The following is a 12757-nucleotide window of genomic DNA, read 5'->3' as shown; positions in this document are numbered from 1 at the left end:
TCGAGGGCGTGTGCATCGTCGCTTGCGACGGGCTGAAGGGCCTGCCCGACGCGGTCACCGCGACCTGGCCCAAAGCCACGGTCCAGACCTGCGTGATCCACCTGATCCGGGCATCGCTGAGATTTGCCTCCAAAGCCCACCACGCGAAGCTGGTCACGGAACTGAAGGCGATCTACACCGCGCCGACCGAACAGGCCGCCGAACAGGCTCTCGCTGAATTCACCGCAGGCGAGCTGGGCCAGAAGTATCCCGCGATTGTGCGGACCTGGCAGGCTGCATGGAGCGAATTCACCCCCTACCTGGCCTTCCCGCCCGAGATAAGGAAGGCCGTCTTCTCGACGAACCTGATCGAGTCGATCAACGCACGGCTGCGGAAGGCCACCCGAAACCGCGGACACCTCCCCTCCGAGCAGGCCGCATTGAAGGTGCTCTACCTCGCCGTCCGCGAGCAGATCACCCCCAAAGCGCGCGATGTCAACCACGTCGCGGCTACACTAGAAGAAGGCACTGAACCAGTTCTCACTCGTCTTCGAGAACCGGCTCAACACCCAGTGAATCCCGAGGACTTACACAAAGATCCGTACACGCCCCCAAGACGCTGAAACTGACAGGTGAAGTTGTCCCGGGCTGCCAGGCGGCAATCAGCGATACGGTCGACGTCCTGTACCTGCTGCTGGAGCGCCGCATGGGGCAGGGCTTGAACACGGTCGTCGATGCCACTTCGCTGATGATGGAGCGTGTTCAACCGCCAGGGGCGCGACTCGAGTGCGTGGCATGTGGTGCGGCTGCCGAGACCGGACAGGCTGACTTGTCAGGCTGCTTGGTCACTCCCTCTGCCCGCTGACCAGGAGTCCACATGCCACGTACGTCGTCCCGCCGCTATCGCTGAAGCTGGCCGTGTTCGCTCCGATCTCTCCCTCGGGCACTTCAGCCTGCTGAATATTTGGGCGGGCCCGGTGCAGGGTTACCGGACGAGCTGAACGACACGACATCGCTCGGTACCGCACGGTGGATGCTGGCCTGGTGCGCCCAGCTGGGACTCCCACTCCAGCAACGCCAGAGACTTACGACTCGGTCATGGAGAACGGTCTGGCCCCGCAACTCACAGTTGGCGTCCTTTGCCACAGCCTGATTGGTGCTCTCGCCGACTCGATGGGCCGCTGTGTGCGCGTCAGCCGGTAGCCGGTTAGCTCGCGCGTGTTCTCGGCGAACTGACCGGCTACCGCCCCGTGATGGTCTGGCCTTGATCCGTCGCATCCGTGAAAGTGACGGGAGGGATGGGCTCCAGACCGTGGCCAAGGCCCGTGCCGAGAGAGTCACCTGGGAGGCCAACGCCAGCGACCTGGGCCGGGCCCGCCAGACCGCCCACGCCTGCTACGTCTCTCCCTCGCGGGCCCGGGAGCGGCTCTACGAGAACAGAATTCGCCGCTCTGGTCGAGGCGATCCAGGGTCCGGAGACAGAAGCGGCACACGATTGATGCGGGCCAACCGGGCACAGCCCGGGCTGATGGTGTTATGAACCTGCCTCTGTACTGAAAGGCAGCTCAGATCCGCAATCAGGCATGGTCGGATTTGCTGGAGCTAGCACGTCCGACTGCGGCTGATCTGTGTGCCTACGGATATGACATCGCGAGATCAATGCCGTCTGCGGCTGGCGACACGGTTCTTACCTGTATGAACTGTGATCGATTGCCGTCGGCAGCAACAGCTCGGAATCGGCGAGAGAACGGGAGGCCGGTATACCGCCAGCGGTATTACGGAACTCCTGGCCCGAGCACTCTGGGACCGCAGCCGCGAGGTCGAAGTCGAGCACCTCCACGTCCATCTGCCGCGCGCACTCGAGACGCCCGCGTCCGCAGTGGCCTGTAACTGGCCCGGCCCCCTGCGATGGTGAATTCGAGAGGTCGTTGCAACACGTGGTCGGTTGATCAGGCCGCGAGCAGTTTAGACAGGCGCTCGGCTGGTGTTTCCCAGCCGAGCGTCTTGCTTGGCCGGCTGTTGAGCTCGGCAGCGACCGTCCCCAGCTCCTCGCGGGTGTGGCCGGACAGGTCGGTGCCCTTGGGTGCCTCTGTGTTTGTCAAGCCGCATGGGGTGGTGGCGTAGGCTCGTTTCCGGCGGGTCCAGGAAGTGACTTGTCCGAAGAGTCGGCCGTCGGGGTTGAGCCGGCCGCGCTGGATTCTGTAGTCGTCCCCGTCTGTCCTCCTGGGCCCGTCATCCGGGTTCGTCGGCGCTCGTCGGTCATCATGGTGCGCCAGACGTGATCGGGGAGTCGGCGTTTGAGACAGCGTTGCGCTTCACGGGACGTCTTTCCTTCGGCGAGTTTTGCCTGGTAGTAGGCGTGGCCCCGCGTGCCGGGCATGCGGATCTGCGTGATCGCAACGGTGTGGAGTGCCGCGTTGAGCTGGCAGTCCCCGCGCTGGGACAGGCGGTGACGTGCACGGTCCGCGCTGGCGATCTCGATGGGAGCTGTGCCGGCGTACTGCGCGAAGGCGCTGGAAGTGGGGAAGCGGGTGGGCTTCCCAGTCCGCCCCAGGAGGCGGGCGGCGGTCACGGCCCCGATGCCCGGTGTGTCGGTCAGCCGGCTGCCGGACTCTGTGACCAGTGAGGCCATGGCCTTGGCGTTGTCCTTCAGCTTCACATCCCAGGTCCGGACCTCGGCGACCAGGTCGGCGGCGAGGGTGTGGCGGGTGATCTCTGCCGGACCGGCAGGGACGACAGACTCCGGCAACTGCTCTGCCTTGGCCGCGGACAGGTCGCGCGGTGCGCCGCCCGGCAGGAGGGCACTCAGTGGGTGGACTTGTGTGGATCGATGCCGATCAGCATCATCGGCGCTCCCTCTTCTCGGTCGTCGGGGCGATGGGATCCGCAGCTGACAGCCCGACTTCGAGAAACGTGGGGTGGCTGATGGTCATGCCTCTGTTGAGTCAAGCCGCGAACGGGCACCGGGCAGGTCGACACACCCAAAGAGAGCCAGCCCTTGCGGGCGGCAGGAAGTACTCGAGTCAGCCTGCCCGGCGTCCTACGGCACGTTATGGGCGGCCAACCCGATCACGACACCGCTATCCCCAATACAAGTTGGGAAGTACTGCCGCAGCAGGCCGTTGGTGTTCTCGTTCGAGCCGCGCTGACAGGGACTGGCTGGGTTGCAGAAGTAAACCGGGACGTCGGTGGCGATGGTGAACGCGCGGTGGGCCGCCATCTCGGACCCCTGGTCCCAGGTGAGTGATCGCCGCAGGTGTGGTGGGAGCGTCTGAACGGTCTCGACGAGAAGTCGCCCTCCCAGTGACCTGGAACGGCGCGGTCAGCAGCTTCGGCGGGACGGTCGCTGATCATGACCATGTCCCGGATCGCGCGAGGCAGGCGCTTGTGAGCGTGGCGGTGCGGGCGCCGACGTGCCGTCCGCAGGGCACGGGTCAGTTCCCGGTGGAGTTCACCGCGGCCCTGGACGTAGAGGGCCTGGTAGATCGTCTCGTGGGTCACGCGCATCTCCGGCCGGTCGGGGAACCGTCTGCGCAGAGCGTGGCAGTTCTGCTCGGGGCTCCAGCGCATCGTGAGGTGGTGCTGGATGAAGTCCCGCAGCTCAGGGTTCTGGCCGATCTTGCCGGGCTTGGGGCGGGGCTTGCGCCGGTCGGCCCGGCGCTGGGCTGCGTGCGGCCGGTAATACCAGTTGCCGCCTGGCAGAACGGTCCGGTTGCGTTGGATCTCCCGGCTGACGGTGGAGGGACTGCGGCCCAGCTCGGCCGCGATCGCGCGGACCGTGGCCTCCTCCCGCAGCCGGTCGGCTATGTGGATCCGGTCCGCCTCGCGTAGATACCTGGACGGCCTGTCCGGGGGCGTCGCCGAAAGCTCGGTGACGCCCCTGACGGGGCGATCGGCAGTGCCGCGGCGGTGCCGCCGGACGCGGCCCGCCCGTTGCGCCATCGCTTGCCCGTCCGCACGTTGATGCCCACGATCCGGGCTGCCTCTGCGTACCCCATACCTTGATCCACCAGCTGAAGGTAGACCCGCCGCTCTTCCGTGAGGGCGCGGGTCCCCCCCCATTGACCGAGCGGTCCCGGACTTTGAACTCCATCGCATCCCTTGAGCTGGGGTGTTGCGACGATCACTAGAACTCAAGGATCCGCAGGGGGCCGGGCCTTTTGCGTTTAAGGGGCTCTGGCATCTTTACCCGGTAAAGATGCCAGAGCCCTCCGACTACGAGTCCGCCATCAGCAGGAGAGCGAGCTCTTCCCGGTGCTTCGCTGACATGTGATCGCGAAGTTGCGTGTTGAACCACTGTGGGTCATCCCACGGAAGCTGTACGTCTACGGGGATCTCATCGGTCTTTACCGGGTAAAGATCCTGCTGCGTCGAGGCCGGGGGTGTCCCGTTCTGCCCTCCGATCTGTGCGGGCAGGGGGAACTCCGGCGCAGCGTCCGTGATCTCTGACTTCTTGGTCCGGGTCCGCGACTTCGGCGTGGCCGTTGCCTCGGACAGAGCTCGCTCGGCCTCAGCGTGCTGCTGCTCGACCGGGAGCCGTCCGATGCGCCGCCCGTCCCGGACCTTCAGCTCGCCCGTCTCGACCTTCTCCTGCAGGTCCTGGGGCAGCTTGAGGAGGGCGAGACGCTGGGATACCCAGCCCTCGGTCTTGCCGAGCCGTTTGGCGACCTTTCCCTGGGTGCCGTGGACGCTGACAAGTTGCTGAATGGCCTTGGCCTGGTCGATCGGAGGAACATCCACGCGGTGGACATTCGCGATCAGTGCCGACTCGAGCATGTCCGCCGCGCTTGCCGCGAGCGAGTCGTTGACGTCTATCCGCAGTTCGGTCAGGCCGGCCACGTGGGCGGCGGCCAGGCGTCGGTTGCCGTCGATCACGACGTACTCGGCGCCGCCAATTGCTGACTCCTGGTCGGCGTGAACGGCAAGGAAAGCTGCACGCCGTACGACGGCGACTGGCTGGATCTGCCCACGCTCTCGCAGGGACCCAGCAGCCTCCTCAACATCGGTGAGCTCTTCGCGAGGGTTGAACGGGTTGTGTGCCAGCTCGGCCAGAGGAACTGCTGTCGGCGGACGCTTTCCCTCACCGTTCCTGATCTGATCCCGGGTGCGGACACGGCGCGGTGTGGACTTTGCCTCGCCGCCCTCTTCGTCAATGCTGAAGCCGCGGGTGATCCGCTGGGCCGGGGGGGTCATACGGCAAGCTCCTTCGCCAGGTCGCGCATTACCTGCGCGTGGTCACTGTCGGGCGCGTACTCGAGCAGGGGGATTTCGCCATCTGCTGCTTCCCGACCTTCCTTCAGATCACCGATGACAGCGAGGACTCCGGGGGAGCTGCTCTTCTCCCACTGGTCCTTGTTCTCCTTGACCAGCTTGCCGCGACGGCTGTCGTAGGCGTTGACGACCAAGCCCAGGTAGTCAACCTGGATGCGGCCTTTGCGGCACAGGTCGTCCATCTGAGACTTCAGGAGACGGAAGGCGCGGTGCGAGGCCTTATTGGCCCAGACCGGAGTGATGACGCCGGATCGGTCGGCGAGTTCGCCTTCGCGGCGCCGGACGTAGTACAGGGCTGTGTCCATATTCAGGCCGAGGCTGGGCGGACCATCGATGACGATGACGTCGTAGTCAGCTTCCAGAGGCTCCAGGGCGCGCTCAAGAGCCGCTTCGCTGAAGCTGACCTTAGACAGTGCGACGTCCCGGAGGAATGCGTCGTCGGACGCGGGGAGGAGATGCAGCCGTTCACCGAAGCGCTCGCCGTCCAGGGCCACGAGCAGGTCGTTGATATCGCCCTTGGCAGAGCCGTCCATGTGCATCATCAGGGTCTCGACGTCGTCCTCGTACATGAGGTCCTCGAAGCCGAGCTCTGCGGTGAGGTGCCCTTGCGGGTCGTAGTCCACCAGCAGCACTCGATAGCCGGCCTCCGCGAGGGCCTGGGCGATACCGGAGGAGATGAAGGTCTTGCCGACGCCGCCCTTCTGGTTGGCCACTATGACGCGCACGACAGGCTGGGCCACCAACGGGGCCGTGGGCGAGGGATGGTTCTCGAGCCACAAGGTCACTGCCTGCGCGAGCCCTTGTACGTAGGTGACGCCGCGTTCTGTGCAGGCTGCCTTGAAGCTGTCGGGTGCACCGATTGGGAGGAACGTTCCCCAGGTCTTTGCTCCGTCGGTGTTGACCTCAGGGAGCCCGTCGGCGGCGTACCAGGCGTTGATGGCGTGCTCTGCAGCACCCTGAATATCCATTCCGTGCTCAAAGGCGCGGATTTTCAGGTGTCTGCGCAGCTGGGGAGTGAGAGCTGTAATTAGCTTCTCTCGATCTCCCCGGGGGCTAGGGATACTCATGTGACCAAACATTACTAGGTCGCTGCTCATGTGGGCACCTCTGCCCCGGCATTGACGTCATGCGTGCGTCGGGTGCAGGTCTCGCGGCGGTCGTGGCGAGTGAGTCAGCTGTCTCATGGATGCCGCTGATTGCTCGCCAGGGGAGCCCCCCGGCCATGCGGCTTCCCCTCCGGCCCTTCGTCTTGCTACTGCTCCTAGCGAGGTGGGTGCGTCTGCCTGGCGGGCTGCCAAATACCCCTCGACCCAGCGTGGTTCGATCCGGAGAATGGGCTCATGAGCCTCTCTCTGTATGCCTTCGTCTATGAGCCGACGGCGTCCACGATGCCCTGGAGGACCCTAAATTCAGTGCCAACCTGGAGGGGTTGGAGAGCACCCGTGCCCGACTGTGGGGCTCTGCGATGATTCAGATCCTGGGCTCCAGATTCTTTCCGCAGCTCGATGGCGTTGACCTCTACGTGGAGCCCGGAGAGATCGATGGCTTCCTCGCCGTGTGGGAAGCGCTCCGCCGTCACCTCCCCGGCCTTGCCAAACAAGCCGGTTACGAAGCCGACTGCGTCGCCGAGCGCTTCGGCAACATCGTTGCCGAAGCGCTGCGCGCCAAAGCCGCAGGTGGTGGCATCATCATCGGGCAACGGTGATTTCCCCCAGGTCGCCATAGAAGCGACACCCGGAATGGGCCCTCTCGCGGCCGAACTCGCGGTCGCCGGTATCAAGGTGCCAGCAGGGCGTCAGGAGCCCGTACGCGGAGTTCCGCCCCCCCCTGGGCAGAGCCTGAACAGGCTATTCAGTGCCCATTGACTTCATCAGCGGGACCGAGGTGCCCTGTCTGGCACCGATCACTAAGTACCTCGCACATCGCGGCGAGGCCAACGTCGGCGTGTGGGCACCCGTGTTCGGCGAACGCCTCACTTGTGCCGGCGGGGCGCGCCTGGGCAAACCTCGGCGAATGCGGTGATGCTCGGGCGGGGCTGACACGGGTGCACCCGGAGGCCTGTGGCGAACGTGCATGGGAGGTCAGGGTCCGATGGCATGGAAGCGCACTGAAACCGACGCCGGATCACGGCGCGGCAAGAACACTGGAGGTTCACATGAGTAACAGCAACCCCGCTGGCGACAGCGGCGATCGTTTCGTCGGGGCCCCGTTGGGGACACTCTCGGAAGTGTCACTGGCATCTTCGACAACACCGTTAACAGCCTCTCTCGCAGCATTGTGAACGCAGGCGTCGGCGTTATGATCACGCCGGACATGGTCAACCGTCAGGCCTCCCCCCTTGCGCGTATCGCATACCAACGGCATACCGCGACGATCTTCCGACGTCACCCCCGACAACCCCACGGAAGGGTCAGCAAGCAGCTGCTTGTCGAAGACTTTCTTGCCGGCCGGAGTGAGCCCGTGACCATGGTGAGTGGTCGTGGTGATGTCCAGAGCGAAGAACACGTCGACGTCGCTGAGGTCGTATAACCCATCCTTCCGAAGCAGGCCGGTGCAGTGCTGACCAGGGGACGTTGGTGTCGTATGTGCGCATCCACGCTATGCAGGCCTGCCGCCCGCGAGGTGCCGGGCATTGCGCTCAAGGGGGCGGCAGCCAGGTCTCTCATCAGCGTCTCCGCCGGCACCCCTCGGGCCTGGCGACGCCACCCCCCAGGCTTTCGGTTTGACAGGGGGGGACAGTCATACCGGGCCCGAAGACCAGCGGCCTTTGCAGGGTCGCGAAGAACATAATGGGGGAGGGAGACTGTAAGACTACCCTCGCATTCTTGCTCGCCCACCGGGTTGCGCCTGGAGCAGCGGTTGGTAGGAGTTCAGGCACTGCTGTCTGGGGGAACGGCGTCGGCCGGGTTTAGCGCTGACAGTCCTGTCCGCTCTTCAGGAAGCTCTTTCGCGAGAGGAAAGGAGATTTGCTTCAGTAGTCAGAATGGCGGATTATCTGCCTTTTAGGTTTAGATATTACTCCAGTATCGGGAAACCGGGGGTGGGTTTAATCTGATCCGGGTGAGCACGGCCTTGGCCTCTGAATTCTCCGCATTGAGAGGAGAAGAAGATGAGTGGAGAACGCGCTGGCATCATCAATGTGGAGGATCTCGCGGCCCTCAGTCCGATGGTGCGCGACGCCCCCAGGGTGGACCTCCCGAACGTGACCGTTGACACAGCGGTCGAGACTGATGCCGATGGCGCCGCGCGACACCGACCCGGACAGCTGGCACCGTCCGCGGAGTCGCAGGCCGTCTACTCCGGTCCGAGCTGTCGGCTCGGACCGCACTGAGGCTGAGGTGGGGAAGGCGATGCTGTGGCTATGCAACCGCTATATGCACCTTGTCTCCGCTGCGTTCATCATGCGCATGAGCACATCAACGTGCCCCGAAGGCTGGCTCAAATTTGGCTGGTACAACCTTAATCCAGGTGAATGTAGAGCTATCTACTCCGGATGCGCATCGGCGGTCAACCGATACTGGTACATCTATGCGATCGCGGGCAACGGAGTGGAGTGGGCGGGGAGTCACTGTTACCGCGTGCCGACCACCGCTTTCCAGCGGTGTCTCAACAGGTGCGACCCAGGAAGCCGCAAGGTCTGCTTTCGAGAGTTCGACGTGAATGGTTTCTGCGATTTCACGCTCGATCTTGTTGCGTGATCGCGCGAGGCTCCGCCCCGCGCCTCCGCCTGAACGAACTGGACGCGCGAGGCCTCGGCCCTAGAGGCGAAGAAAAAGATTCCCCTGGAGACGCTAGAACCCTCGAGCGCTGGGCGTACGGCCGTGCGACCGCGAGGACGCATACTGAGGTAGAGGAGCTACTCTCGGAGTCGGTAATGTCCGGTGACATCCCTGCGGTGACCACGACCTGGGGTACCAGCAGGCCATGCGCGGTTGGCGCTGTGGCCACGAGAGCCGCATGGCGAGGGGCCGAACCCAGCTGACCGTCCGGGGCTCGCCGAATCGCAGCCCGCTTCGTCGTGTTGGCCCGCTGCCTCACCCACAATCCGCTCGGGAGACTGGACCTTGGCCGGCCGCCCCGCCCCGATGTTAGCCGTCTGTCCACGGCCAATATCACCTACGGCCAGTAGGCGGCATCGTGATCGACAACAATCTCCAGTGCCCATCTGCCGACAGGGGCGTCAAAACCATCCGTGCGCCAGTTCATCGCCCGGATCACCGTCATCGGATGCTCTTTCATCCAGTCACCGGCAGCGTGCAGCACAACTGACTCTTCAGTCCCAACGAAGGTAATGATCTCCAGGTGTGCGGTGCCGCTCTTTCTCCTCACTGGGCCATGAGGGAAGTTGACCGACCTGCCTCGGCCGCCGATCAGCCGGACCACCCGCTCACCGTCATCGCTCGTCATGCACGACAGTCTGACCGCCGTCGGCGTCGTTTTCCATACGCCGTAACATCACGCTGAGCTACTTGGTGCGTACACCTAACAGGCTGAGGCTGGTCGGTGTTGGTAGCCGTGTCTGACAGTCGGGTTGAGCGCTGTCCGGCTCGGGGGCATCGCCGCGCGGTGTCCTGATGCGGCGGTGGCTGCCAGCGTGCGTGAGCAACGGCATCTTGCTGACCAGCGCGCGAACCAGCTGGTCGCACCTCTCAGCTCTGGAGCACATCGCCTCACTCCTGATTTCGGGTAAAAGGTTGTTATATGGATCTTTCTATGCATTGTGGCTGCGCCTCGCGTGCCTCCAGGGCACGATGTGGAGGCCTGGAAAGGGCGAAGAGCTGGGGGCTCATGCAGGATCGGCAGCGGATCCAGACGAAGATGCTGTCCGGCGCGGCCTCGGAGGAACCGCTGGTTCTGCCTTTGGAGGCGATCGAGCTGGACGCGTTCTGCCGCCGGCACGAGCAGGACACGTTCTGGCGGGGCCGCTATTCGGTGGCTGCGGCACCCAGCTGGCCACGAAGCTCTACACCGACCGGCTCTGCCACTTCGCCCACCACCCAGGCACGGGCGGGCATTCCCAAATCTGTGGTCGCCGTGCCCATGGCGTATCCAGCGCCGACCACCTGTATGTGAAGTCCGCGGCTGCCGCTTCGCTCCGGGACAGGCGCGAAGCGGCAGCCGTCGACTTCGCCCGCCCGAACAGTGCGTTGATCGGCTCGGTGGTAGAGATCGCCTCCCAGCGCCGCGGGCTGCGTGTGCTGGACCAGGCAGTGGAGCCGGTGTGGGACGACGATATGGAACCCGTACTGGCAATATCGGTACCAGGACACGCTAAGCCGACGCTGGTCCGTGCACCGCATCCGCCTGGACAGCGAGGGCACCGCCCGCAGGGTCCGGATCGGCACCGAGGCCTTCGCGCGGCCCACCGAGTGGCGGGGTCTGTCGACGCCGGCAGTAGAACAAGTCATCTGCTCCGCACCACCAGGCCCGCCGCTACGTGGCCAGCAGGAAGACCCGAAAAGCCCCGGACTCCCTGGTACGGGCGCAAGTACTGCTGCGGCAGATCACCGACGCTCGCAACGTGGAGTCCGTCCTTGTCGTGACCTGGCTGTGTGGCCAGATCGCCTCCATGACGGGCGCGAAGGAGACGACGCAGGCGCAGCTGACGGCCGCCTTCGCGGACGCCCAGCACTGGCTTGAACAGCAGACCGAGGTCCGCCACAGTCTCTTCTCCAGCCTGGTTACTGCGGTGGCTGACGGACTCACGCAGAAAGCCCGTGCACTGCTCACCCGCGTCAACGCGACCGCCAGCCACGACCGCACCCCCGGAGGAGAACCGCATCGTCGACGAGGCCGTCGAGTACCTCACCGCGATCACCTCGGCTCCGGCGGGTTTGTCGCCGCCGTCGGCTTCGATTGCGGCGACTCGGCAGCTGACGCTGCGCCCGGAATCCGCAATCTGGGTGGCCAAGGCACGGTTGGAACAAGCCCGCATCATCCACCGACGGGAACAGGCTGCGGGCAGGCCGTCCGTCCGCATGTCCGCGTGCTGGCGGCGCAGAGGCCGCCCGATTCGGCCGCCAATCCGCAAAAGAGGTCGCAGGGGCCGGATTCCCTAGCCGGAGCGCCTGTTCAACTACGATCGAGCTGCAAAGGCTACTGATCTTTCGGGGTCGTTGTCGGCTGGTTGGTGATCATGAGGCCGGTGCCTGTGAGACATCCGTGGATGAGGTGGCTGCGGTACTGGAGTGTGCGGAGTCCGGGTTGGCAGGCGCGGATGAGGTGGTCGTGGTCGGTGAAGGCCGTGCTGGTCTGGGCGCGGCGCCCCAGCAGGCAACAGATGCCTTCGACCGGGTTGAGATCGGGTGTGTAAGGCAGCAGGTGGAAGGCGGTGATCCAGTGGTGGACAGCGATGAAGTCACGCATGCCAGCTGCCCGGTGAATGTTCAAATTGTCCCAGATGGGCACGATCGGGACACCGAGCTGATGGTGAGCGGCGGTGAGCAGGTCGAGGTAGTCCGTCCAGGCGAAACTGCGGTGCCAGGCTCTGGTCGTGCTGTCTCTGGATTTGTGGGAGGGGTACCGGTAGATCAGGCGCGAGCGTTCACCGGGTCTGTAGCAGCACACTGCGGCCACCGAGATGCGGTACCGGGACCGGCCGCGGACGCGCACGAGGGGTGTGTGCCCGCGCCGGGACCACGTGCGGGTGGGGTGGGCGGCGTCATCGCGAACCCTGCTTCGTCCTCGAAGACGATGAAGGCTCCGAGCGCCGCTGCGGTGTTTCCACCCGCGGCCACACCTCCCTCACCCATCCGGCCACAGCCGCTTCGTCGCGCTCCACGGCCCGGCGGGCAGGGAACTGGTAGCTCCACCCGTGCCGGTGCGGTATCCGCGAGATGGTCGACAGCGCCAGGTTCTTGTGGAACCGGCGCCCGATCAGCGTCCTGATCCTGGACAGGGCCCAGGTCTGATCCTCCCAGCCGTGTGCCACGGGACCCTTGCCCAACTCCTCTTCCAGTACCGCGAACAGGGCCTCGCTCAGCTTCGGACTCAATCCCGGCCCCTTTGACCGCAGCGCGACCTGTCCGCCGTCCCGCCAGGCCAGACGCCAGCGCTGGACCGAAAGGGCACTGACCCGTCACCCCGTCGCGATCACCACATTGCCCTGCCCAGCGGCGAACACCCCGGCTGCCTCCATACGGATGCGCTCGCGAAACGCTCGCCGCTCGGCAGTCAGCCCGCTCCCTTGCGAGATCTCATGGTTCGGGCGTACTGCGACAGATACCACCTGCCAGCCCCACGGCAACAATCCCAAAAGATCAGTAGCCGCGCACCGGGTGGCGCCCGGGCAGCAGCCCCGACCGTGGCCGCCTGCGTCTAGGCCGTTTCTTTGGGATCGTCTGATCGTTGGTTCCGTGTGCCGTTGGCGGGCGCGCGGTGGGCGCGGATGGAGCCGCTGCTGACGTTCCGGGGCCCCAAGCGGGGTGGCCGTTGGTGTGATCACCGTGAGGTGATCGACGCGATCGCCTGGAAGTTCCAGACCGGGTCCCAGTGGGTCCATCCGCCG

At 65.1% G+C, this 12757-nt stretch carries 9 protein-coding genes and 4 pseudogenes; 6 read left to right on the top strand and 7 right to left on the bottom strand.

The genetic code is table 11. The annotated features are described in order from the left end of the window. Positions 1 to 555, top strand: a pseudogene (locus tag LUZ64_RS35940) (IS256 family transposase); the annotation flags it as partial. A gap of 1373 nt (positions 556 to 1928) precedes the next feature. Here LUZ64_RS35940 and LUZ64_RS35935 read toward each other — a convergent pair. From LUZ64_RS35935 to LUZ64_RS35910, 5 genes and pseudogenes are all read right to left on the bottom strand, one after another. After that, a pseudogene (locus tag LUZ64_RS35935) lies at positions 1929 to 2066 on the bottom strand (IS30 family transposase); the annotation flags it as partial. A gap of 11 nt (positions 2067 to 2077) precedes the next feature. Next, on the bottom strand, positions 2078 to 2728 hold the full coding sequence (locus LUZ64_RS35930) for a transposase (RefSeq protein WP_232390632.1): 651 nt from the start codon (positions 2726 to 2728) through the stop codon (positions 2078 to 2080). A gap of 348 nt (positions 2729 to 3076) precedes the next feature. Further along, positions 3077 to 4072 (bottom strand): annotated as a pseudogene (locus LUZ64_RS35925) (IS30 family transposase); the annotation flags it as partial. Between the two features lie 122 nt (positions 4073 to 4194). Continuing rightward, entirely contained in the window at positions 4195 to 5172 is a 978-nt protein-coding gene (locus LUZ64_RS35915) for a ParB/RepB/Spo0J family partition protein (RefSeq protein ID WP_095578832.1), read from the bottom strand. After that, positions 5169 to 6317, bottom strand: coding sequence for a ParA family protein (locus LUZ64_RS35910; protein WP_170116646.1), 1149 nt, complete (start codon positions 6315 to 6317; stop codon positions 5169 to 5171). The genes LUZ64_RS35915 and LUZ64_RS35910 overlap by 4 nt, the downstream gene beginning before the upstream one ends. 398 nt (positions 6318 to 6715) lie before the next feature. Here LUZ64_RS35910 and LUZ64_RS35905 point away from each other — a divergent pair, with 398 nt between their 5' ends. After that, on the top strand, positions 6716 to 6955 hold the full coding sequence (locus LUZ64_RS35905) for a hypothetical protein (protein ID WP_095578833.1): 240 nt from the start codon (positions 6716 to 6718) through the stop codon (positions 6953 to 6955). Between the two features lie 1531 nt (positions 6956 to 8486). After that, positions 8487 to 8948 (top strand): DUF1036 domain-containing protein, encoded by a 462-nt coding sequence (locus LUZ64_RS35900; protein ID WP_170116645.1) that lies wholly within the window; start codon positions 8487 to 8489, stop codon positions 8946 to 8948. 418 nt (positions 8949 to 9366) lie between these two features. Here LUZ64_RS35900 and LUZ64_RS35895 read toward each other — a convergent pair whose 3' ends face one another. Next, positions 9367 to 9657, bottom strand: a complete 291-nt coding sequence (locus LUZ64_RS35895; protein WP_095578835.1) for a hypothetical protein — start codon at positions 9655 to 9657, stop codon at positions 9367 to 9369. Between the two features lie 381 nt (positions 9658 to 10038). On the opposite strand from LUZ64_RS35895, the gene LUZ64_RS35890 reads away from it, so the two are divergent. Further along, the gene (locus tag LUZ64_RS35890; RefSeq protein WP_095578836.1) at positions 10039 to 10323 is read left to right on the top strand and encodes a hypothetical protein; all 285 of its coding nucleotides are present in this window, start codon (positions 10039 to 10041) and stop codon (positions 10321 to 10323) included. Between the two features lie 364 nt (positions 10324 to 10687). Continuing rightward, on the top strand, positions 10688 to 11353 hold the full coding sequence (locus LUZ64_RS35885) for a hypothetical protein (RefSeq protein WP_143593011.1): 666 nt from the start codon (positions 10688 to 10690) through the stop codon (positions 11351 to 11353). Here the strand turns inward: LUZ64_RS35885 and LUZ64_RS38135 are convergent. Continuing rightward, positions 11347 to 12445: pseudogene (locus LUZ64_RS38135) on the bottom strand (IS630 family transposase). The gene LUZ64_RS35885 and the pseudogene LUZ64_RS38135 sit on opposite strands and share 7 nt — an antisense overlap. Before the next feature lie 162 nt (positions 12446 to 12607). Here LUZ64_RS38135 and LUZ64_RS37955 point away from each other — a divergent pair. Continuing rightward, positions 12608 to 12757, top strand: a 150-nt coding sequence (locus tag LUZ64_RS37955) for a transposase (RefSeq protein WP_372472104.1), incomplete at its 3' end; no start/stop codon positions are given.

The organism is Streptomyces albireticuli (assembly GCF_021228125.1).
GTDB classification, from domain to species: Bacteria; Actinomycetota; Actinomycetes; order Streptomycetales; family Streptomycetaceae; genus Streptomyces; species Streptomyces albireticuli.
Note: the sequence above shows the minus strand (reverse complement) of the source record. Positions and strands in the feature narration are given on the sequence as shown.

Coding starts and splice junctions, on each gene's coding strand:
- LUZ64_RS35915 (WP_095578832.1), bottom strand. CDS start 5,172: ATGACCCCCCCGGCCCAGCGGATCACCCGCGGCTTCAGCATTGACGAA.
- LUZ64_RS35910 (WP_170116646.1), bottom strand. CDS start 6,317: ATGAGTATCCCTAGCCCCCGGGGAGATCGAGAGAAGCTAATTACAGCT.
- LUZ64_RS35905 (WP_095578833.1), top strand. CDS start 6,716: ATGATTCAGATCCTGGGCTCCAGATTCTTTCCGCAGCTCGATGGCGTT.
- LUZ64_RS35900 (WP_170116645.1), top strand. CDS start 8,487: ATGGCGCCGCGCGACACCGACCCGGACAGCTGGCACCGTCCGCGGAGT.
- LUZ64_RS35895 (WP_095578835.1), bottom strand. CDS start 9,657: ATGACGAGCGATGACGGTGAGCGGGTGGTCCGGCTGATCGGCGGCCGA.
- LUZ64_RS35890 (WP_095578836.1), top strand. CDS start 10,039: ATGCAGGATCGGCAGCGGATCCAGACGAAGATGCTGTCCGGCGCGGCC.